At 74.1% G+C, this 20,612-nt stretch carries 19 protein-coding genes and 1 tRNA gene; 16 read left to right on the top strand and 4 right to left on the bottom strand.

The genetic code is table 11. The features are described from left to right. Nucleotides 1–51 precede the first annotated feature (51 nt). Nucleotides 52–1,899, bottom strand: a complete 1,848-nt coding sequence (locus FB454_RS00195) for a nucleoside-diphosphate sugar epimerase/dehydratase (protein WP_013286556.1) — start codon at nt 1,897–1,899, stop codon at nt 52–54. A 185-nt stretch (nt 1,900–2,084) separates the two neighbouring features. Here FB454_RS00195 and FB454_RS00190 point away from each other — a divergent pair, with 185 nt between their 5' ends. Next, the gene (locus tag FB454_RS00190) at nt 2,085–3,533 is read left to right on the top strand and encodes a tyrosine-protein kinase domain-containing protein (protein ID WP_145822301.1); all 1,449 of its coding nucleotides are present in this window, start codon (nt 2,085–2,087) and stop codon (nt 3,531–3,533) included. Here FB454_RS00190 and FB454_RS00185 read toward each other — a convergent pair. Further along, the gene (locus tag FB454_RS00185) at nt 3,514–4,089 is read right to left on the bottom strand and encodes an arsenate reductase/protein-tyrosine-phosphatase family protein (protein WP_486485384.1); all 576 of its coding nucleotides are present in this window, start codon (nt 4,087–4,089) and stop codon (nt 3,514–3,516) included. The genes FB454_RS00190 and FB454_RS00185 overlap by 20 nt on opposite strands. Before the next feature lie 123 nt (nt 4,090–4,212). Between FB454_RS00185 and FB454_RS00180 the strand changes: the two genes are divergently transcribed. The 8 genes from FB454_RS00180 (at nt 4,213) to FB454_RS00145 (ending at nt 13,193) form a co-directional block, all read left to right on the top strand. Then, a complete protein-coding gene (locus tag FB454_RS00180; protein WP_030272517.1) occupies nt 4,213–5,454 on the top strand; it encodes a glycosyltransferase family 4 protein in 1,242 nt (413 codons plus the stop codon). A gap of 103 nt (nt 5,455–5,557) precedes the next feature. After that, nucleotides 5,558–7,342 (top strand): DUF4012 domain-containing protein, encoded by a 1,785-nt coding sequence (locus tag FB454_RS00175; RefSeq protein WP_013286552.1) that lies wholly within the window; start codon nt 5,558–5,560, stop codon nt 7,340–7,342. A gap of 13 nt (nt 7,343–7,355) precedes the next feature. Further along, complete coding sequence (locus tag FB454_RS00170) at nt 7,356–7,976, top strand: hypothetical protein (protein WP_013286551.1); 621 nt, start codon at nt 7,356–7,358, stop codon at nt 7,974–7,976. A gap of 98 nt (nt 7,977–8,074) precedes the next feature. Further along, nucleotides 8,075–8,491, top strand: coding sequence for a protein-tyrosine phosphatase family protein (locus FB454_RS00165; RefSeq protein ID WP_013286550.1), 417 nt, complete (start codon nt 8,075–8,077; stop codon nt 8,489–8,491). A gap of 101 nt (nt 8,492–8,592) precedes the next feature. Then, a complete protein-coding gene (locus FB454_RS00160; RefSeq protein ID WP_145822300.1) occupies nt 8,593–9,867 on the top strand; it encodes a serine hydrolase in 1,275 nt (424 codons plus the stop codon). Nucleotides 9,868–9,929: 62 nt separating this feature from the next. Beyond that, the gene (locus FB454_RS00155) at nt 9,930–11,093 is read left to right on the top strand and encodes an MGDG synthase family glycosyltransferase (protein ID WP_145822299.1); all 1,164 of its coding nucleotides are present in this window, start codon (nt 9,930–9,932) and stop codon (nt 11,091–11,093) included. Further along, on the top strand, nt 11,090–11,812 hold the full coding sequence (locus FB454_RS00150; RefSeq protein WP_145822298.1) for a polysaccharide deacetylase family protein: 723 nt from the start codon (nt 11,090–11,092) through the stop codon (nt 11,810–11,812). Before FB454_RS00155 ends, FB454_RS00150 begins: the two co-directional genes overlap by 4 nt. A gap of 100 nt (nt 11,813–11,912) precedes the next feature. Then, on the top strand, nt 11,913–13,193 hold the full coding sequence (locus FB454_RS00145; protein WP_145822297.1) for a D-alanyl-D-alanine carboxypeptidase family protein: 1,281 nt from the start codon (nt 11,913–11,915) through the stop codon (nt 13,191–13,193). A gap of 15 nt (nt 13,194–13,208) precedes the next feature. Here FB454_RS00145 and FB454_RS00140 read toward each other — a convergent pair whose 3' ends face one another. Then, nucleotides 13,209–14,234, bottom strand: coding sequence for a LacI family DNA-binding transcriptional regulator (locus FB454_RS00140; RefSeq protein ID WP_013286545.1), 1,026 nt, complete (start codon nt 14,232–14,234; stop codon nt 13,209–13,211). Between the two features lie 199 nt (nt 14,235–14,433). Between FB454_RS00140 and FB454_RS00135 the strand changes: the two genes are divergently transcribed. Genes FB454_RS00135 through FB454_RS00125 form a run of 3 tightly spaced genes read left to right on the top strand, consistent with a single transcriptional unit; the run spans nt 14,434 to nt 16,820 of the window. Further along, nucleotides 14,434–15,399 (top strand): acetylxylan esterase, encoded by a 966-nt coding sequence (locus tag FB454_RS00135; protein ID WP_145822296.1) that lies wholly within the window; start codon nt 14,434–14,436, stop codon nt 15,397–15,399. Nucleotides 15,400–15,459: 60 nt separating this feature from the next. Next, nucleotides 15,460–16,269: a M15 family metallopeptidase gene (locus FB454_RS00130; RefSeq protein ID WP_145822461.1), complete on the top strand. Its 810-nt coding sequence runs from the start codon at nt 15,460–15,462 to the stop codon at nt 16,267–16,269. A gap of 44 nt (nt 16,270–16,313) precedes the next feature. Next, complete coding sequence (locus FB454_RS00125; protein ID WP_145822295.1) at nt 16,314–16,820, top strand: DinB family protein; 507 nt, start codon at nt 16,314–16,316, stop codon at nt 16,818–16,820. A 24-nt stretch (nt 16,821–16,844) separates the two neighbouring features. Here the strand turns inward: FB454_RS00125 and FB454_RS00120 are convergent, their stop codons facing one another. Next, on the bottom strand, nt 16,845–17,618 hold the full coding sequence (locus tag FB454_RS00120; RefSeq protein ID WP_013476636.1) for an alpha/beta hydrolase: 774 nt from the start codon (nt 17,616–17,618) through the stop codon (nt 16,845–16,847). Nucleotides 17,619–17,765: 147 nt separating this feature from the next. Between FB454_RS00120 and FB454_RS00115 the strand changes: the two genes are divergently transcribed. The 4 genes from FB454_RS00115 (at nt 17,766) to FB454_RS00100 (ending at nt 20,586) form a co-directional block, all read left to right on the top strand. Beyond that, the gene (locus FB454_RS00115; protein WP_013286540.1) at nt 17,766–18,158 is read left to right on the top strand and encodes a hypothetical protein; all 393 of its coding nucleotides are present in this window, start codon (nt 17,766–17,768) and stop codon (nt 18,156–18,158) included. Nucleotides 18,159–18,234: 76 nt separating this feature from the next. Beyond that, nucleotides 18,235–18,804 (top strand): HAD family hydrolase, encoded by a 570-nt coding sequence (locus FB454_RS00110; protein WP_013286539.1) that lies wholly within the window; start codon nt 18,235–18,237, stop codon nt 18,802–18,804. Between the two features lie 479 nt (nt 18,805–19,283). After that, a tRNA-Glu gene (locus tag FB454_RS00105) sits at nt 19,284–19,356 on the top strand. Between the two features lie 30 nt (nt 19,357–19,386). After that, a complete protein-coding gene (locus FB454_RS00100) occupies nt 19,387–20,586 on the top strand; it encodes an RtcB family protein (RefSeq protein WP_013286538.1) in 1,200 nt (399 codons plus the stop codon). Nucleotides 20,587–20,612: the final 26 nt, after the last annotated feature.

Below are 20,612 nucleotides of genomic sequence, written 5' to 3'. Positions count from 1 at the left end.
GATGGGACGCCCGTCTCACCACCTGGGTGGGGCGTCCCGTCGGCCGGCGGGTCAGCGCTGTCCGGGCAGGGCCGGCAGGGACGCCCCGACCGGGTCGCAGAACGCGGCCATCCGCTTGATCAGCTCGTCCGGGTCGGCGTACGGGTCGAGCCCGCGCACCTCGTCCGGGTCCAGTTCGGGCACGGGGACGTGGGAGATGAGTGGGTGCAGCGGCCGGCTGTCCACCTCGTCGGCGCCGAACAGGTGCTCGTGCAGCTTCTCGCCCGGTCGCAGGCCGGTGAAGACGATCTCCGTCGGGCGGTCCGCCTCGGCGGCCAGCCGGCGCGCCACGTCGGCGATCCGGACCGGCTCGCCCATGTCGAGCACCAGCGCCTCGCCGCCCCGGCCGATCGTCGCGGCCTGGAGCACCAGGTGCACCGCCTCCTGCACGGTCATGAAGTAGCGGGTCACATCGGGGTGGGTGACGGTGATCGGCACCCCGGCCCGGATCTGCGCCTGGAACGCGGTGAGCACCGAGCCGCGGCTGCTGAGCACGTTGCCGAACCGGACGCTCAGGTATCGACCGTTGAGCCGCTGCGCGTGGTAGGCGGTGAGCCGTTCGGTGATCCGCTTGGAGTAGCCGAGGACGCTCGCCGGGTTGGCCGCCTTGTCGGTGGAGATGTTCACGAACTCGGCGACGTCCCGGCACGCCTCCAGCACGTTCAGCGTACCCAGGATGTTGGTCTTGATCGCCTCGCCGGGATGGCGCTGGAGCAGCGTGAGGTGCTTGAGCGCCGCGGCGTGGAACACCACGTCGGGCTGCCGGTCGGCGATCACCCGGGCGATGCCCTCGGCGTCGCGGATGTCGGCGAGGATCAGCTCCGGCCCGTCCAGCAGCGCGCGCCCGTGCAGGGACATCTGCAAGGCGTGCAGCGCGGACTCGTCCCGGTCGAGCATCATCAGCTCGTCCGGCTCGCAGCGGGCGATCTGCCGGCACAGTTCCGAGCCGATCGAGCCGCCGGCGCCGGTGACGAGCACCCGGCGCCCGGCCAGCCCGCCGCGCTCCACGCTCAGCTCGGCCACCCGGTGCGCGCGGCCCAGCAGGTCGGTGAGCTGGAGGTCGCGTACGTCGGTGGCGGCCACCGGGCGGTCGAGGACCTCGCGTACCGGCGGCAGGACCTTGAACGCCGCGCCGGCCTCCAGCGTGCGGGTCCGGACGTCGCGCAGCAGCTGCGGATCCGAGCCGCTCATCGAGAAGATGACTGTGCTCGCCCGGGTGGCACGGACGGCGGCGGCGATCTGTTCCCGGCCGCCGAGCACGCGCAGCCGCTCCAGCCGCAGTCCGCGGCTGTCGGGCGCGTCGTCGAGCAGGCCCACCGGCCGGTAGCTGCTGTCCGGGTCGTGCAGCAGCACCCGGACGAGCCGCTCGCTCGCCGCGTCCACCCCGTAGATCAGGCAGCGCTCGGCGTGTCGTGCGGCGGGCGGCCGGCGGTCGGCGTGGGCCCGCCAGACTCCCCGGGCGGTCGCCATCACCACGAGTGCGACCGAGCCGCCGATCAGCGGCGTGCTGGCCGGCACCGGGTGCTGCGTCCACGGCAGCAGGGCGACGAAACCGACGGCCGCGACGAGCGCGACGGTGGTGGCCAGGCCCTGCGCGTCGCCGGCGCTGCCGATCGGATACCGGCCGTAGAGCCGGGACCGCAGCAGCGTGAGCACGGCGTACAGCGCGGCGCAGGCCAGCGCCATGCCGAGCGTACGGGCGCTGGCGGCGGCGGTGAGGTCGAATTCGTACCGCGTCCAGGCGGCGCCGAGAAAACCTCCGCACCACGCGGCCGTGTCCAGCGTTAACAGGGAAAGGGTGGCGGCGCGGTGGGTGATCCGGCCGGCGGGTCGAACGGCTGTGATCGCGTCACGATCCATGGGCTGCCCTCTACGTCCTATCCGTATTGAAAGGATTAGACCGTCTGTGCCTGTTCGGTCGTTTACTGTCGTCCAGTCACGTAACGTCGTGAATAGGCGATTCGATCCTGCCACGGCGACTGGTGTTTTTAGGGGGCTTTCGTGCAGTTTCATCGGCAGACCGGCGTGTCGCGAGGGGGAGCGTGATGGACGTTCTCGGCTACCTGCGCCTGGTCCGACGCCACTGGTGGATCGTGCTGGTGACGGTGATGCTCGGTCTGGGCACCGCCGCGCTGGTGACGGTCCGGACGGCGCCTCGGTACGAGGCCTCGGTGACGTTCTTCGTCACCACGCCCAGCCAGGGGGTCACCGACGCCTACCAGGGCAGCCTCTTCCTCCAGCAGCGGGTGAAGTCCTACGGTGACCTGCTCACCAGCGACCGGCTGGCGCAGAGCGTGGTCGCCGACGCGCCGCTCGGCCTCACCGCCGACCAGGTGCGCAGCCGGATCCACACCACCGCCACGGCCGGCACGGTCCTGCTCAAGGCGACGATCACCGACACCGACCAGACCCGGGCGTTGAAGACCACCGAGACGCTCGCGACGAAGTTCACCGATCTGGTCCGCAAGGTCGAGACGCCGCCGGACGGCAAGGCCCCGCCGATCAAGATCGAGGTGGTCAGCGGTCCCCGCGTCACCTCCAACCCGGTCTCGCCGCAGCCCACCCGCAACCTGGTCCTGGGCGGTCTGCTCGGCCTGCTGCTCGGCGTCGGCCTCGCAGTGCTGCGCGGGGTGGCCGACGTCCGGATGCGCGACGGCGCCGGGCTGCAACGGGTGACCGGCAGTCCGCTCCTCGGCGAGATCCCGTACGAGACCGGCGCGCGGTCGGCGCCGCTGATCGTCGGCGACGCGGCCACCTCCGCCCGGGCCGAGGCGGTCCGCAAGCTGCGTACCAACCTGCGCTTCGTGGACGTGCACGAGCCGGCCCGGGTCATCGCGGTCACCAGCGCGTTGCAGGGCGAGGGCAAGACCACGATGGCCTGCAACACCGCCATCGCGCTGGCCGAGGCGGGCTGGCGGGTGCTGCTGATCGACGCCGACCTGCGCCGCCCCAAGGTCGCCGACTACCTCGGGCTCGACGGCGGCGTCGGCCTCACCGACGTGCTGGTCGGCGACGTCCAGGTCGGTGACGTGGTGCAGCGCTGGGGGGAGAAGTCCCTGCTGGTGCTGCCCAGCGGCGCCACCCCGCCCAACCCGAGCGAGCTGCTCGGCTCCAAGTCCATGGCGGACCTGCTGGTCGCGCTGCGGGACTCGGCGGACATCGTGGTCATCGACACCGCGCCGCTGCTGGCGGTCACCGACGGCGTGGTGGTGGCCGTGCAGGCCGACGGCGCGCTCCTGGTCACCCAGCAGGGGCGTACCTCCCGCAGCCAGGTCGCGGCGGCGGCGCACGCGCTCAGCTCGGTCTCGGTGCGCCTGCTCGGCTGCGTGCTGAACATGGCCAAGGTGGCCAAGTCGGACGCCTACCAGTACGAGGCGTACAAGGTGGTCGTGCCGCCAGCGGCGCCCTCCGTACCGGCCGACCGGGCCGGCACCCGGCGGGGCGCGAAGGCCGTGGGCGACCGGACGCAGGAACTCACCCGGCTGTCGCGATGAGTGCGAGCACGGGCCGGATCGACCGCTCGATCTCCTCGGCACAGCGCCGGAAGTCGGCGGGCGAACCGCCGATCGGGTCGCGCAGGTCCTCCGCGTCGGGGGCGGCGGGTTGCAGCCGCCCCCGGGCGCGGACCGCGGCCGACACCGCTGCCCGCAACGGCGTGCCCGCCTCCGCCTCGGCGGGGCGGGCCTCGGCGGCCAGCCGGGCGAACTGCCGCAGCGTGAACGTCCGGGTCAGCGCGGCCGGCGCCAGCGAGGTGCAGGCCGAGCGTTGCCGGCGGGTCGCGGTCAGCACCAGCGCCGCCCCGGTCAGGTGCTCCGGGCGCAGCCGGCGGGTGCGGAAGGCCGCCGGGTCCGCGCCGGTGGCCGCGGTCACCTCGACCGCGTACGGGTGCATGGCAGCACCGTCGATCGCGTCGGTCCCCGCGCTGGCCACCGCCAGCGGCAGCCCGGCCAGCATCCGGCGGGCGATGAACTCCGCCATCGGTGACCGGCACATGTTCGCGTGGCAGACGAAGAGCACCTCGTCGACCATCTGCACCCCTCTCGTCGGCACGGTCGCGACGGAGGGTGCCGCGACGGCGTTCTTCCGGCGGTCGCGGCCGGACGCAGAGGGGATGCGGGAATGGTACGCGCTGCGGTGCCCGGCCGTCCGGAAAGCCGCGCCGGGAGCGCGGTCATGAGGGTCGGCATCCTCACCTACCACTTCCCGCCGGAGCCGGCGTTCGTCCCGGGCAGCCTGGCCGAGGAGCTGGTGGCCCGGGGCCACGAGGTACGGGTGCTCACCGGCTTCCCGGACTACCCGGGCGGCCACGTCTATCCCGGCTGGCGGCAGCGCTGGCGGCACCAGACGCACAGCGAGCGGCTGACCGTGCGCCGGGTGCCCCGGTACGCCGCGGGCGACGGTTCCGCCCGTGCCCGCGCCGCGACCTGGCTCTCCTTCGCCGGCAGCGCCGCGCTCGCCGGCCGGGGCCTGCTGCGCGACGTCGACGTGCTCTACGTCTACGGCCATCCGGCGGTCACGTTCGCGGCCACCGGGCTGCTGCGGCTGCTCGGCCGTACGCCGACCGTGCTGCACGTGCAGGACGTGTGGACGGAGCGGGACGGGCGCTCGGCGCAGGACAGCGGGTGGCCGGCGCGGCTGGAGGCCGCCACCCGCCGCCTCTACCGGGAGTCGGCGGTGGTGGCTGTCGGTTCGCCGTTCATGGCGGATCTGGTCCGCGCCGGCGGGGCCGACCCGGGCCGGGTGCGCGCCGCGCCGAACTGGACCGACGAGCGGATCTTCCGGCCCACCCAGGCCGGTCCGGCCGTGCGGCGGCTGGTCCGCCGGGACGACCGCTGCCTGGTGATGCACGCCGGGACGATCGGCGCGCGCCAGGATCTGGAGACGGCGGTCCGCGCGGCGGCGGCGCTCGGCGACCGGATGGATCTGGTGCTCGTGGGTTCGGGTCCGCAGGAGCGGCGGGTGCGAGGGCTCGCCGCCGACCTCGGCGCGGACAACGTCCGGTTCCTGGAGCGACGGTCCGCGGTGGACATGCCGCAGCTCTACGCCGCCGCCGACTACCAGCTCGTGGCCCAGCGCGACCTGCCGGAGCTGCGTGGCCGGGTGCCCGGCAAGCTCCAGGCCGCGCTCTCCTGCGCCGCGCCGGTGGTCGCCTCCGCGGCGGGGGAGACGGCGGAGGTGGTGGAGCGGGCCCGCGCCGGTCTGTCCTGCCCGCCGGAGGACTGGGCGGCGCTGGCCGACCGCTTCTGGCTGGCCGCCGCCATCCCGCCGGCCGCCCGGCTCGACATGGGCAGGCGGGGACGTGACGCGTACCTGCGGGACATGTCGATGCGGGCCGGTGTGGACCGGATCGAGGCGCTGCTGCACGAGGCGGCCGAGCGACCGTCGAACCGAACAAAGTTCGCACACAGCAGTTAAATCGTTCAGAGTGTCGAATAATGCCTCGAACGGGCACTTTTTCATGCTAAAAAGCACTCGATCGCGAATTGTGTCTGATTCGACCGACGCATAGGGGGAATCCGTGAGCGGACCTGGTGCCACGCCCGTCCGGCGGCGCCGCTCGCGACGGCGCCGGCGCACCCGGGTCCGCCGGATCCTGCTGACCGGGCTGGTCGTCGTGTCGGTGCTGCTCAGCGCCGGCGGCTGGGTCGCGTTCCGGGGCTGGCAGGCCCGCGCTCACCTGGTGAACGCCGCCGGGCTGGCCCGGGAACTCAGCGCCCAGGTGCTCGACGGCGACGTGGCCCGGGCCCAGCGCACGCTCGCCGCATTGCAGGAGCAGGCCGCCGCCGCGCGCGGCGAGACCGGGGATCCGGTGTGGTGGGTCGGCCAGCAGACGCCGTACGCGGGGGACAACCTCGCCGCGGTGCGGCAGATCTCGGTGGCGGTGGACGATCTGGCCCGGCTGGCGTTCCCCACGCTGCTGCGCGTCGACCTCGCCTCGCTGGTGCCGAAGCAGGGCAAGCTGGATCTGGCCCGCCTGCGCGCCGTCTCGGCCGAGGTCTCCGCCGCCGACCAGGCGGTACGCCGGACCGCCGACCGGCTGCGGCAGGTGCCCACCGGTGACCTCGTGACGCAGGTACGCGACGCGGTCACCGCGCTGCGCGCCGAGCTGGACCAGCTCGGCGAGCTGACCTCGGCGGCTGACCGCGGCGCCCGGCTGCTGCCGCCGCTGCTCGGCGCGGACGGGCCGCGCAGTTATCTGCTGGTCTCGCAGAACCCGGCCGAGCTGCGCGCCACCGGTGGCATGTTCGGCGCGTACGCCGTCCTGCGCGCCGAGGGTGGGCGGATCCGCCTCGTGAAGCAGGGCAGCTCGTCGGACCTGCGCTTCTTCGACCCGCCACTCAAGGTCGACGCGGAGGCGAAGCGGCTCTGGGGCGAGCTGCCGGGCATCTATCCGGCGGACGTGAACCTCAACCCGGACTTCCCGGCCGCCGCCGCGCTCTACCGGGACATGGTGCGCCGCCGGACCGGCACCACTGTGGACGGGGTCCTGGCGGTCGACCCGGTGGTCCTGTCGTACCTGCTCGGCGTCGTGGGTCCGGTGAACGTGCCGGACGGGCCGTCGCTGGGCGCCGCCACCGCCGTACGGACGCTCCTCAGTGACTCGTACCGGGACCTGGACACGAAGGACCAGGACGAGTACTTCACCAAGGCCGCCTCGGGCGTCTTCGACACCCTGTTCACCAAGACGGTCGACCCGCGCGCACTTTTGACCGTTTTTACCCGTTCAATCAATGAACGTCGGATATTGTTCTGGAGTGTCCGATCTGAGGAGCAACGCGCACTGGCCGGCAGCCGACTGGCCGGTCAGCTCCCGGAGAAGGACTCCGTGCCGACTGTCGGCGTGTTCCTCAACGACGGCAGCGGCGCGAAGCTCGGCTACTACCTCAGGTTCTCGGCCACCGTGACGGTCGGCGAATGCCACCCGGACGGGCGCCGTGAGCTGCGGCTGCGGGTCACGGTGCACTCCACCGCCCCGAAGTCGGGCCTGAGCAAGTCGGTCACCGGGCTTGCTCTGGCCGGCGACAAGTACACCGCACGCACCTTCGTCTCCGTCCACACGCCCACCGGCGGCGCCGTGCTCACCGGCCGGCTGGACGGGCGGGACACCGCGATGGGCAGTGGCACCCACGGCCGCCGCCAGGTTGCGGTGGCGAACGTGGAGACGCGCCCGGGGCAGACCCGGACGCTCGACGTCACGGTGCTCACCGGCAAGACCGGCGCCGGGACGGCCGAGCTGGTGCACACGCCCACCGTCACCCCATGGACCACCCAAGTAGTCAACGCACCAAGCTGTGAACAGTAGGAGGGAAACCATCATGCGGCTATCCCGCATCATCATGGCGCTCACGGTGGGCCTGGCCGTAGCGGCCGTGCCGACCGCGGCCGGGGCGGCGCAGCCGCAGCCCCCGGTCTACCCGCCCGAGGTCGCGTCGCTGACCGTCTCACCGACCACCATCCGGCTCGGCGAGACGTTCACCCTGCGGGGTTCGAACTTCGCGCCGAACGAGTCGGTGCGGATCGACGTGGCGATCTCGGGCCTGCCCGCGGCCGCCCCGGCCGAGGGGACCGCGCGGCGCAGCGACGGCAGCACGGTGGCGATGGCGCCTGTCGCCTACACGCCCAACCGTGCCCAGCCGCAGCCGGCGCCGACCACGTTCACCGTGACGGCCGACGCCAGCGGCAACTTCACCGTCACCTACCGGCCGACCCGGCCGGGCCGGTACACGTTCACCGCCACCGGTCTGACGTCCGGACGGATCGCCAGCGCCACCGGCACCGTCCTGCCGCCGCGGCCGACCCGGCCGCCGCACAAGGGTGGACTGCCGGTCACCGGTGACAGCATCGGCACGCCGCTGAAGCTCGGTGGTGGCCTCGCCGCCGCCGGTGCGGTGCTGCTCCTGGCCTCCATGGCCTGGCGCCGCCGTCGCCTCGGCTGATCCGAGGCGCGCCGGGGACGACCCGGCTCGATCGTGAGTGCCCGCCGGACCCGGTCCGGCGGGCACTCACGTGTCCGGCCGACACGACACAATGAGCCATGGACGCGACACCGTGGACCGACCAGGCCGGCCTGCTCACGCTGCCCGGGGGTGCCACCGTGCGCGGACGCCGGGTCGCCGAGCCCGGTTCGCCCGCCGACTTCGCCCTGCTGCTGGCGCCCGGTCCCGAGCCGGAATGGCCGGTCCGGCGGGTCCGCTGGCCCGACTTCTGGATCCCGGCCGACCGCGCCGACGCCCTCGACGCGCTGCGGGAGGCGTGGCGGCGCGCGTACGCGGGGGAGCGGGTCGAGGTGGCCTGTCACGGCGGCGTCGGGCGCACCGGCACCGCACTCGCCGCGCTCGCCGTGCTGGACGGGCTGCCGCCCGCGCGGGCAGTGGCCTGGGTCCGGTCCCACTACCACCGGCGCGCGGTGGAGACGCCGTGGCAGCGGTGGTGGCTGCGCGGCGTGCGCTGACACCCCGGCCGGTCACCCACCGGGAGCGTCCGGTCGGCGCGGTGTCACGACACCGGTGAGCCGTCCCGACCTGATCATCGGGCTCGGTAGGGTGCCTTCTCATGAGAGCCCGGGCCCTGGCCGTCGCCACCGCCGTCACCCTGCTCGCCACCGGGACGCCCGCCCCGGCCGCCGCCGCCCCGGCCACCACACCCGCCGCCCCGGGCGCCGCTCCCGTACCCTGCCCGCGCCTGCCCGCCCCGAAGGTCAGCCGGCCGCCCCGCCCGGCACCGCCGGCCACGACGCCCGAACAGGCGGCGGTGGGCGGCGAGGCGCTGGCCGGTGCCGGGCTGGTCGTGCCACCGGGCAGCCCCGCGCCCCCGGCGGTCACCGCCACCACCTGGCTCGTGGCGGACCTGGACACCGGCGAGGTCCTCGGCGCGTGCGGCGCACACGTCCCCGGCACCCCGGCCAGCACCCAGAAACTGCTGCTGGCCGCCACCATGCTGAGCCGGCTGGACCCGAAGCACGTCGCCGTCGCCACCCGCGCCGACCTGGACATCGAGCCGGGCAGCTCGGCCGTCGGCCTGCTCGTCGGCGGCCGCTACAGCGTGGAGACGCTGTGGCTGGGCCTGCTGCTCCAGTCCGGCAACGACGCCGCGAACATGCTGGCCCGCCTCGGCGCAGGCAGCGCGCAGGCAGGCGTCGCCGAGATGAACGAGCAGGCCCGCCGGCTCGGCGCCGGGCAGACGCACGCGGTCACGCCGTCCGGCCTGGACGGTCCCGGCCAGTTCACCAGCGCGTACGACCTGGCGCTCATCGCGCGGGCCTGCTTCGCCGACGCCGCGTTCCGCCGGTACGCGCTCACCGAGCGCACGCAGATCCCGGCCCAGCCCGCGCTGAAGAAGGGCGGGTTCCAGATCCAGAACGAGAACCAGCTCATCTACCGCTATCCCGGCGCGCTCGGCGGCAAGACCGGCTTCACCGAGCTGGCCCGGCACAGCTACGTCGGCGCCGCGCAGCGGGACGGACGCCGCCTCGTGGTGACGCTGCTCGGCGCCGAGGCCCGCCCGGTACGCGGCTGGCAGCAGGGCGCCCAGCTGCTCGACTGGGCCTTCCGGCTGCCCCGGGACGCCTCGGTCGGCCGGCTGGTCGAGCCGGGTGAGCGGGACGCCGAGGCGGCGGAGCCCCGGCAGGCGGCGGCCGCCGAACCGAGACGTACCGCCTCCCCGCCGTGGCGGGGACCGGCCGGGACGGCGCTGCACCGCATCGGCGACGGGGACTGGCGGGTGATCGTGCCGGTCGCCGGTCTGCTGGCCCTCACCGTCGGCGGGTTGGCGGCGGTGCTCGCCGCCCGCCGCGGCCGATCCCGCCGCCGCGGACGCCGCCGCGCCTGACCCGGTCACCGGCGCCCCGGGCGGGGTCGCGTGGACACCGGTTCCGTGGGTATGCGCCCGGCATGGAGCACCCGGGCCGGATCGTGGTGGTCTCGGCGGACATCGGCGCCGGACACGACCGGGCTGCCGACGAGCTGGCGCACCGGCTGCGTGCGCGGGGCTTCGCGGTGGACCGGCTGAACCTCCTGCACCTGCTGCCCCACCCGGTCCACCGGGTGGTACGCGAGACGTACCGGGGCGTGCTGCACCGGCTTCCCTGGGGCTACCACGCGCTGTTCCGGCTGACCGGCAGCTCGCAGACCGCCGTACGCGCGATCCGCGCACTGCTGCGGCCGTTCCGGCGTCACCTGCGCCGCCGCATCCCGCCCGACACGCGGGCCGTGGTCACCACGTATCCGTTCGCCAACCAGCTCCTCGGCCCGCTGCGGCGCCGCGGGCGGCTCCGTGTCCCGGTGATCACCTATGTGACGGATTTCGTGGTGCACCCGACCTGGCTCGCGCCGGGCGTCGACGTGTACTGCGCGGTCCGCCACGCCGAGACGCACCAGGCCTCCGCCGCCGACGTCACCGCGGTGCAGCCGCTGGTGTCCCGCGCCTTCACCCGCACCGGCCCGGAGGACCGGCGGCGGGCCCGGCAGCGGTTCGGTCTCCCGGCCGAGGGTGTGCTCGCGCTCGTCGTCGCGGGCTCCTGGGGCGCCGGCGAGGTGGCGGCCACGGTGGCCGAGGTCGCCGCCGCGGGCGTCCGGCCGGTCGTGGTGTGCGGGCACAACGCGGCGCTGCGCCACCGGCTGCGCGGCGCCGGCCGGCACGTGCTGGGCTGGGTCGACGACATGCCGGCGCTGATGCGCGCCGTCGACGTCATGGTGGAGAACGCCGGTGGGCTGACCTGCCAGGAGGCGCTGGCGGCCGGGCTGCCGGTGGTCACGTACCGGCCCATCGCCGGGCACGGACGCGCGAACGCCGCGATCCTGGCCCGCGCCGGCCTGAGCCGGTGGGCTGCCACACCGCAGCAACTCGGGCCGGTGCTCGCGGCGGTGATCGGGACCGGACCGGTGGCCCCGTCCCGCGACGACGTGTCCCAGGACCCGGCCGGCCTGGTCGCCGAGCCGGCACGCCGGGCACCGCCCGCGGGCCCGGCCGGTACACGTCGCCCCCTGCTGGACCCGGTCGGCGACGCGGTCGCCGTCCTCGCCGCGCTGCTCCAGTCCACCGGCGGCCTGCGATGAGAGCCGCCACCCTCGCCCGGGCCGCCGCACTCGCGCTGCCGGCGGTGCAGGCGGCGCCGGTGGTGACGGCGCTGCCCGCCGTACGGCGGCTGCTGCTGCCCGGCCTGCACGGGCTCGGGGCGCCCGACCGGGTCGCGCTGACCTTCGACGACGGCCCGGACCCGGAGTCCACCGGCCACGTCCTGGACGTGCTGGCGGCGCACCGGGTCCGCGCCACGTTCTTCGTGCTCGGCGCGATGCTGCGGCGCCACCCGGCGCTGGGTCGCCGGGTGGTCGGCGACGGCCACGAGATGGCCGTGCACGGCTGGACGCACGACAACCTGCTGCTGCGCGGTCCGGCTCGCACGGTTCGCGATCTGACCCGCGCGTACGACCTGGTCACCGACGTGACCGGCCGTCCGCCCCGGTTCCTGCGACCGCCGTACGGCGTGCTCACCACCGCCGCGTTCGTGGCCGCCCGGCGGCTGCGCCTGCGGCCGGTGCTGTGGAGCTGCTGGGGCCGGGACTGGACCGCCACGGCCACCGCCGGCACCGTCGCACGCACCGTCCTGGCCGGGCTGGACGGGGGCGGCACGATCCTGCTGCACGACTCCTCCCGTACCGCCGCACCGGGCGCCTGGCGGGCCGGTCTCGCCGCGCTTCCGCGCCTGCTGGCCGAGTGTCGCCGGCGCGGATGGCACGTCGGCCCGCTCGGCGGCCACGGGCTCCGCGCACGCTGATCCGCGAGCGGGCGGCGGAGCCTACCGCGTGCCCGCGGCGCCGGAACGCGAATCCCGGAGCCGGTGACCCGTTCGGGTCGGCGTGGCTAGCGTCCGGGTCATGAGGACCTGGGGACCCTTCGTGGCGCTGGCCGCCGCCCTGCTGCTGCCGGTGCCGGCGACACCGGCCGTGGCCGCCGTCCGCTCGCCGGTACGCCGGCTGCCCGCCGCGCCGCCCTGCCCGAACGTGCCGGCCCCGTCGACCCGGCCGCCGCAGCCGCCACCGGCGCCCGACCCGGCCGCGCGGGCCGTCGGCGGCGCCGCGCTCGACACCGCCGGCCTGGTCGTCCCGCCCGCGTCGAGCGCGCCGCCTGCGGTGACAGCCACCTCCTGGGTGGTCGCCGACCTGGACAGCGGCGCGGTGCTCGGCGGCTGCGGCCCGCACGAGTACGGCGTACCGGCGAGCGTGCAGAAGCTGCTGCTCGCCGCCACCATGCTGCCCCGGCTGGACCCGCACCGGGAGGCGACGGTGACCGCCGGGGACCTGGCTGTCGAACCGGGCAGCTCGGCGGTCGGGCTGGTGGAGGGCGGGCGCTACCGGGTCGAGACGATCTGGCTCGGCCTGCTGCTGCGTTCCGGCAACGAGGCGGCCAACGCGCTCGCCCGCCTCGGCGGCGGCCCGGACGGGCTGGCCGGCGGGGTGCGGGCGATGAACGAGGAGGCGCACCGCCTGGGCGCCCGGCAGACGCACGCGGTCACCCCGTCCGGGCTGGACGGACCGGGGCAGTTCACCAGCGCGTACGACCTGGCGCTGATCGCGCGGGCGTGCTTCGCCGACCCGGCGTTCCGCAGGTACGCCGCCACCCGGATCGCGCAGATCCCGGCCCAGCCGGCGCAGCGGGCGAAGGGGTTCGCGATCTCCAACGACAACATGCTGCTGGACCACTATCCGGGCGCGCTCGGCGGCAAGACCGGCTTCACCGACCTGGCCCGGCACACGTACGTCGGCGCGGCCGAGCGCGGCGGGCGGCGTCTCGTGGTCACGCTGCTCGGCGCCGAGGTGACCACGCAGCGGGGCTGGCAGCAGGGCGCGGCGCTGCTGGACTGGGGGTTCGCGCAGCCCCGCGACGCCGCGGTGGGACGGCTGGTCGAGCCGGGGGAGCTGGACCGGTCGGCGCCACCGGCGGGCGGGGCGGCCTCGGCGCTGGCCGGGCAGGCCGGTCTGCGGGGCGGCGGGGCGGCACCCGGGCCGCGTCCCGGCACGGGCGTGACTGTGGCGGTGGGCGCGGTGCTGACGGCCGGGGGAGCGCTGCTGCTGGCCCGGCGTCGCCGTAACGCCGCCGCCGTCGCCCTGTCGGCCGGGTCGGCTCTACGGGAGCCGGAAATTCCGGAACAGGACTGAAGGGAGCGGCCCGGATCAGCGGTAGGCGGGCCCCGCTGTGCTGTCCCGCACCACGAGTTCGGTGGCCAGCTCGACCCGGGGCGAGTCGATCTCCTCGCCCTGGGCCAGCCGCAGCACCGTACGCGCGGCGAGCCGGCCCATCTCCACCAGCGGCTGGCGCACCGTGGTCAGCGGCGGTGAGGCCCACCGCGCCTCGGGCAGGTCGTCGAAGCCCACCACGCTCACGTCGTCGCAGACCCGCAGCCCGCGGCGGCGCACCGCCTCGTACACGCCGAAGGCCATCTGGTCGCTGGCGGCGAAGATGGCCGTCGGCGGGTCGTCCAGGTCGAGCAGCGCGCCACCGGCGGTGAACCCGGAGGCGTGGTAGAAGTCGCCGGGCTGCACCAGCCGGTCGTCGGCGGCGACTCCGGCGGCGGCCAGCGCGGCCCGGTAGCCGTCCAGCCGGGCCCGGCTGCACAGCAGGTGCGGCGGGCCGGCCACGAAACCGATCCGGCGGTGGCCGAGCTTGAGCAGGTGCTCGGTGGCGGCCAGGCCGCCGGTCCAGTTGGTGGCGCCGATCGCCGGCACGTCCGTGGCGGCCACGCCGGCCGCCGGGTCGACCACCACCACCGGCACGTTGAGGCGCCGCAACTGGGCCTGCACGGCCGGGCTCAGGTGCGAGGTCACCACGATCACGCCGTCGGACGCGCGGGCGCGCAGGTTGTGCAGCCACTGCCGGGTGGAGCTGGACTCGCGGTGGATCGCCGAGACGACGGTGCCCACCCCGGCGGCGTGGCTGACGTCCTCCACGCCGCGGATGATCTCCACCGCCCACGGGCTGTCCAGGTCGTTGAAGACCAGGTCGACCAGGTCCGCCCGGCGCACGGTACGGCTGCCGCGGCGCCGGTAGCCGTGGTGGCGCAGCAGCTCCTCGACCCGTTCCCGGGTGTCCGGCGCGACGTCGGACCGCCCGTTGAGCACGCGCGACACGGTCGGGACCGAGACGCCGGCCTCCCGTGCGATCGCGGTGATGGTCACCCTGCGCTCGTCGTCCGCGCTCACCCGTGTTCCCTTCGCCGGCTGCCGGAACCGACCGGTAGACCGTCCCGCCCCACGCACATCTTGCCGTACGCCGAGGGCTTGACGACAGGCCGGACCGGCTCTAGCGTTCGCACGAGTTGCGGAAACGTTCCGGAAATGCGCCCGTCATCTTCCGACGGCTCGCCGTCCACCCCCGACGAACGACGAGGAAAACCGAGGCGTGTTCACCGACCTGACCGAGGCCGAACTCCGCATCTACCGCAGCGACCTGCACGAGCCTCCGGACTTCGACGCCTTCTGGGCTGACACTCTGGCACAGGCGCGCTCCTGCGGCGACCCCGTGACGGCGACGCCGCTGCCCACGCCGCTGACCGCTGTCGACGTCTTCGACGTGACCTTCCCCGGCTTCGCCGGACAGCCGATCCGCGCCTGGCTGCGGGTGCCGCGCGGCGCGACGGAGCCGCTGCCCACGATCGTGCAGTACGTCGGGTACGGCGGCGGCCGCGGCCACGCGCTGGAGAACCTGCTCTGGTCCGCGGCCGGCTTCGCCCACCTCCAGATGGACACGCGCGGCCAGGGCTCGGGGTGGAGCCGGGGCGACACACCCGACGTCGCCGCCGCCGGACCGCAGGCGCCGGGCATGGCCACCCGGGGCATCGAGGACCCGAACAAGTACTACTACCGGCGCTTCCTCACCGACGCGGTCCGCGCCGTGGACGCCGCGTGCGAGCTGCCCGCTGTCGACCCGGACCGGCTCGCCGTACTCGGTCACAGTCAGGGCGGCGCCGCCGCGCTCGCCGCCGCCGCGCTGGCCCCGCAGGTACGCGCGGCCGTCGCGCACGTGCCGTTCCTCTGCGACATCCCGCGCGCGATCACGATCACCGACGCCACGCCGTACCGGGAGATCCGCGACTACCTCGCCGTGCACCGCGACCGCGAGGAGCAGGCGCTGCGCACGCTCGGCTACGTCGACGGCGTCGCGTTCGCCCGCCGCGCCACGGTGCCGGCCCGGTTCTCCGTCGCGCTGATGGACGAGATCACGCCGCCGTCCACCGTCTACGCCGCCTACCACGAGTACCGGGGCGACAAGGACCTGACGGTGTGGCGGTTCAACGGCCACGAGGCGGGCGGCATCGACGACGACGCCGCCGCTGTCGACTTCCTCCGTACCGTGCTGGGCGGCTGACCACCGGTTCCGCCGATGCCGGCCCGCCCGGGCTGGTAGACACGGCGGATGGGCACCGGCATGCGCGCGACGGCGGTCCTGGCCGTCGCGGCCGCGCTGCTCGCCGCCTGCCAGCGGCCCGCGCCGTCCCCGTCGCCGACCGCGCCGCCCTCACCCACCCCGGCCGGCCCCCGGGCCCCGGCGGACATCGTGGACCTCACCACCGTCGACCCCACCGTCCGCACCGACATCCGGTACGCGGGCCCGCACAACTTCGTCGGCCGTCCCGTCGACGGGTACGCCGAACCGCGCTGCCTGCTCACCCGCCCGGCGGCGCAGGCGCTGCACCGGGTGCAGACCGCCGCGCTCGCCGGCGGGCACAGCCTCAAGGTGTACGACTGCTACCGCCCACAACGCGCCGCTGACGACTTCGTCGCCTGGGCGAAACTCCCCGGCGAGCAGCGGATGAAGGGGGAGTTCTATCCCGGCGTAGCCAAGGACCGGCTGTTCGCCGACGGCTACATCGGCGCGCCCACCGCGCACAGCCGGGGCAGCACGGTCGACCTGACACTGGTCCCGGTCTCCGGGCCGCCGCAGGCCGCGTACACGCCCGGCCAGCCGCTCGTGCCCTGCACCGACCCGGCCGGGCGCCGCTTCGCCGACGACTCGATCGACATGGGCACCGGGTTCGACTGCTTCGACCCGCGCGCCCACACCGCCGACGCGCGGATCAGCGACACCGCCCGGAACAACAGGGACCTGCTGCGCCGGCTGATGTCCGCGCAGGGATTCGAGAACTATCCGCTGGAGTGGTGGCACTACCGGTACGTCGACGAGCCGTACCCGGACACCTGGTTCGACTTCCCGGTGGCCGGTTCGTCGCTGCGGTGACGCGGTCGTTCCACCATGATCGATTGCGGCTAGGCTCGGCGCTCATGGAGACCGAACGGATCGGCCCGCCGCTGCTCGCCGGCGAGCGGGAGTCGCTGCGCGCCTTCCTCGACTTCCACCGGGCGACGCTGGGCCTCAAGTGCGAGGGGCTGACCGACGAGCAGCTGCGCCGGCCGACGTCGCCGCCGTCCACGCTGTCGCTGCTCGGTCTGGTCCGGCACATGGCGGAGGTGGAGCGCACCTGGTTCCGCCGGGTCATCGCCGCCGAGGACGTGCCGCTGGTGTGGTCGGACAGCGGCGACTTCCAGCAGGCGTACGACGCCCGCGACGCCGACGCGGCGGAGGCGTTCGAGGCGTGGCGGCGCGAGATCGAGCACGCCCGGCGCATCGAGCGCGAGGCCGAGTCGCTCGACGTGACAGGTCACCAGGCACGCTGGGGCGAGGACGTCTCGCTGCGCCTGGTCATGCTGCACATGCTGCACGAGTACGCCCGCCACAACGGGCACGCCGACCTGATCCGCGAGGCGGTCGACGGCACCGTGGGCGTCTGAGCCCGCTCAGCGCCCGCGCACCGGTCAGCGCGTGCGCAGCGGCAGCCAGGCCAGCACGTCGGAGATCCGCGCGTCCCAGTACGCCCAGTCGTGGTCACCCGGGCCGAAGTCGACGGTGACCGGCACGTCGCGCTTCCGGGCCACGTCGAGGAACCGCATGCTGTCCTCGTACAGGAAGTCCTCGGTGCCGCAGGCGACGTAGAGCGCGGGCCGGTCGTCGCCGGAGCGCTCCAGCAGCCCCACCGTGTCGTCGTCGGCGGGCACCGGGCCGTCACCCCAGACGGTGCGCCACACCGCCGGGTCGACCGGACGGGTCGCATGGTGGCGGCGGCGCGTCACGTCCAGCGCGCCGGACAGGCTGGCCGCCGCCGCGAACCGCTCCGGGTGGCGCAGCGCCCACTTCATCGCCCCGTAGCCGCCCATCGACAGGCCCGCGACGAACGTGTCCTCCCGCCGCGTGGACAGCCGGAAGAACGACCGGCACACCTCGGGCAGCTCCTCGCTGAGGAACGTCCAGTACCGGTTGCCGTGCGCCTCGTCGCAGTAGAAGCTCCGCTGCACCTGCGGCATCACCACGGCCAGCCCGAGCGGCGCCACGTACCGCTCGATCGAGGTGCGCCGGGTCCACACCGTGTCGTCGTCGGTCAGGCCGTGCAACAGGTAGAGCACCGGCGGGTCGCCGTCGGAGGCGGCGCCCGGCACGCCGATCCCGGCCGCGCCGCGATCGGGCAGCAGCACCGTCATCGACGTGCCCATGCCCAACGCCTCGGAGAAGAAGTCACACCGGATCAGCGCCATGAGGCGGCAGCGTACCTCGGAGGGGTTCGATGAGGGCGTTCCTATTGCCCCGGGACCGTCGCACGGGAAAAGATGGCCGTGCGTGCCGGAAACACACTCGTAACCTGCGCGCTGCTGGTCTCTGTCACGAGGAAGTGGGAGTCAGTCATGAGCGACGTGTCGGCCGCACTGGGTGTGCGCCTCTACCCGGACCTGGTCGAGCCCGGCGGTCTCGCCCCCGCGCTCGTGGCGACCGCCGCCGCGCACCAGCTCGACGTGGGCGAGGTGACCGCGCCCGAGCAGGGGCGCAGCCGGTTCACCTGCGCCGAGATGACCTCCGCCCGGGGCGTGGTCTGCGTCAGCCTCGGCTCCCAGGCCCGCTACTTCATGATCGACCTGCGGGTGGACGGCGACGTCCAGGCCCGGGGCGACGCCACCGACCTGCTCCAGGTCGCGCAGGTGGCGGCCGCGTGGCGGGCCGGCATCACGCTCGCCGAGCTGACCGCGCGCTACCCGTTCATGGAGGAGATGCGGCGCCACCCGGTGGCGCACGCCGGGTGAGACCGGGCACCCCAGCCCTGCCCGATCCAGGTCGACCGCCGCTCCCGGACGCGTCGTGTCGATCTAGGGTGATGCGATGACCGCCAGGCGCGTGACGACAGTACTGTTCGACTTCGCCTGGACTCTGTTCGCCAGAGACTCGGAGCGTTGGGTGGGCAACGCGGCGGCATCGATCGACCGGGCATTGGCTGCTGGCGAGGCGCACCGTATTGCTGGCGACTTCGCGGCACTGTTGCGGGAGACGGCCACGGATCCGGCCCACATCGCCCGAGATCTGGATCCGCGAGTCTGGGATCGGGCGATCCTCACCGTGCTGGAACAGATTCCTGGGGTTGACCAGGCGCTGACATCGGTCATGCACGAAACACACGCCGAAGCAATCGAGCCGTACGCCGACACCGTCGCCACGCTGTCCGCATTGCGTGACAGCGGTGTTCGCATCGGCGTCGTCAGCAACGTCGGCTGGGACATCCGCAAGTGCTTTGTGCGGCACGGACTCGACGGCTATGTCGATGCGTTCGTACTGTCCTACGAGGTCGGCTTCGTCAAACCGGACCCTCGGATCTGGGGCGCCGCCCTCGCAGCCCTCCATACGGCACCGGGCCAGACCCTGATGGTCGGTGATCATCCCGCTGGCGACGGCTGATCGGTTTCCGCCGGCATACCAGCGCTGATCCTGCCAATGGTGGATTCGCCCGCGCAGAAACGCGGATTCGAATACGTGCTCAGGCTTGCCCAAGTTCCGTCCTGACGGGTCTGCCGCTGGCACTCACGTGAAGCCCCTCGTGAAGTTGATCTCTCGGCAGAGACCTCCTTCATACGAGGGCTTCACTCGCAAATTCACGTTGCCGCCGGTGCGCGGCGGCCGTACCGTGAGCGGCAACGTTCTGGTCCACCAGGGGAGTCCACCGTGTCGCAGCAGAACCGCACCCGCGCCGAGCGGCAAGCGCCGCGCGCCGGTGTCCTGCTGCCCGAATCGGGCACGGGCCGGCGACGGCAGTGGCAACCAGGGTGGTGGCGCGTCTAGCGCCGGCGCGACGATCCGCGCGAACCGCCCGCCCCAGACCGGAGCCGGGCGGTTCTCCGTGTCCGGGGTGAATCCGCCGACGGCGTCACGCCGCCGGAGGGCCGTTGGAGCAATTGGCAGCTCACCCGGTTCTCACCCGGGAGGCTACGGGTTCGAGTCCCGTACGGCCTACGTCAGACGGACATGAGCAAGGAGACGACGATGGGTTTCACCCCGCTGGCCGGTACCCGGGCACCGGTCCGGGTCTGGACCGACCCGTACGCGATCGAGGCGCAGGCGGCCCGGCAGCTGCGCAACATCGGCGCGCTGCCGTGGGTGCAGGGCGTCGCGGTGATGCCGGACGTGCACTTCGGCAAGGGCGCCACTGTCGGCTCGGTGATCGCGATGCGGCAGGCCGTGTCGCCGGCCGCGGTCGGCGTGGACATCGGCTGCGGCATGTCGGCGGTGCGGACCTCGCTGACCGCCGCCGACCTGCCCGACGACCTCGCGCCGCTGCGGTCGGCGATCGAGGCGGCGATCCCGGTCGGCTTCGCGATGCGTGACGACGCCGTCGATCCGCGCCGGGTCCGGGGGCTGGAGCAGGCGGGCTGGGACGAGTTCTGGCGGCGGTTCGGGACGCTGGACCGGAAGGTGGCGCAGCTCCAGACGCGGGCGCAGCGGCAGCTCGGGACGCTCGGCGGCGGCAACCACTTCATCGAGGTCTGCCTGGAGCAGGGTGGCGCGGACGACGGCCGGGTCTGGCTGATGCTGCACTCCGGTTCCCGCAACATCGGCAAGGAGCTGGCCGAGCGGCACATGGCGGTGGCGCGCGGCCTGCCGCACAACACCGACCTGCCGGACCGGGACCTCGCGGTGTTCCTCGCCGGCACGCCCGAGATGGAGGCGTACCGGCGGGACCTGTGGTGGGCGCAGGAGTACGCCCGGCGTAACCGGGCGGTCATGCTCGCCCTGCTCTGCCAGGTGGTCCGGGAGGCGTTCCCGCACGCCGGCTACGACGAGCCGATCTCCTGCCACCACAACTACGTGGCGGAGGAGAGCTACGACGGGGTGGACGTGCTGGTGACCCGCAAGGGCGCGATCCGGGCCGGCCGGGGTGACCTGGGCATCATCCCGGGCTCGATGGGCACCGGCTCGTACATCGTGCGCGGGAAGGGGAACCTCGACGCGTACTGCTCGGCGTCGCACGGCGCCGGGCGGCGGATGTCGCGGGGGCAGGCGAAGCGGACGTACAGCACCGCGGACCTGGCCGCGCAGACCGCCGGGGTGGAGTGCCGCAAGGACGCCGGTGTGGTCGACGAGATCCCCGGCGCGTACAAGGACATCACCGAGGTGATGGCCCAGCAGGAGGACCTGGTCGAGGTGGTCGCCCACCTCAAGCAGGTCGTCTGCGTGAAGGGTTGACCGGTGGGGCCGGCGTCGAGGGGGCG

The sequence above is a fragment of the Micromonospora sp. CNZ297 genome, assembly GCF_007827625.1.
The sequence above is the reverse complement of the archived record's forward strand: the minus strand, read 5'-3'. Positions and strand labels throughout refer to the sequence as shown.

Coding starts and splice junctions, on each gene's coding strand:
- FB454_RS00180 (WP_030272517.1), top strand. CDS start 4,213: ATGAGGGTCGGCATCCTCACCTACCACTTCCCGCCGGAGCCGGCGTTC.
- FB454_RS00165 (WP_013286550.1), top strand. CDS start 8,075: ATGGACGCGACACCGTGGACCGACCAGGCCGGCCTGCTCACGCTGCCC.
- FB454_RS00190 (WP_145822301.1), top strand. CDS start 2,085: ATGGACGTTCTCGGCTACCTGCGCCTGGTCCGACGCCACTGGTGGATC.
- FB454_RS00115 (WP_013286540.1), top strand. CDS start 17,766: ATGAGCGACGTGTCGGCCGCACTGGGTGTGCGCCTCTACCCGGACCTG.
- FB454_RS00120 (WP_013476636.1), bottom strand. CDS start 17,618: ATGGCGCTGATCCGGTGTGACTTCTTCTCCGAGGCGTTGGGCATGGGC.
- FB454_RS00155 (WP_145822299.1), top strand. CDS start 9,930: ATGGAGCACCCGGGCCGGATCGTGGTGGTCTCGGCGGACATCGGCGCC.
- FB454_RS00125 (WP_145822295.1), top strand. CDS start 16,314: ATGGAGACCGAACGGATCGGCCCGCCGCTGCTCGCCGGCGAGCGGGAG.
- FB454_RS00100 (WP_013286538.1), top strand. CDS start 19,387: ATGGGTTTCACCCCGCTGGCCGGTACCCGGGCACCGGTCCGGGTCTGG.
- FB454_RS00170 (WP_013286551.1), top strand. CDS start 7,356: ATGCGGCTATCCCGCATCATCATGGCGCTCACGGTGGGCCTGGCCGTA.
- FB454_RS00160 (WP_145822300.1), top strand. CDS start 8,593: ATGAGAGCCCGGGCCCTGGCCGTCGCCACCGCCGTCACCCTGCTCGCC.
- FB454_RS00195 (WP_013286556.1), bottom strand. CDS start 1,899: ATGGATCGTGACGCGATCACAGCCGTTCGACCCGCCGGCCGGATCACC.
- FB454_RS00145 (WP_145822297.1), top strand. CDS start 11,913: ATGAGGACCTGGGGACCCTTCGTGGCGCTGGCCGCCGCCCTGCTGCTG.
- FB454_RS00150 (WP_145822298.1), top strand. CDS start 11,090: ATGAGAGCCGCCACCCTCGCCCGGGCCGCCGCACTCGCGCTGCCGGCG.
- FB454_RS00110 (WP_013286539.1), top strand. CDS start 18,235: ATGACCGCCAGGCGCGTGACGACAGTACTGTTCGACTTCGCCTGGACT.
- FB454_RS00130 (WP_145822461.1), top strand. CDS start 15,460: ATGCGCGCGACGGCGGTCCTGGCCGTCGCGGCCGCGCTGCTCGCCGCC.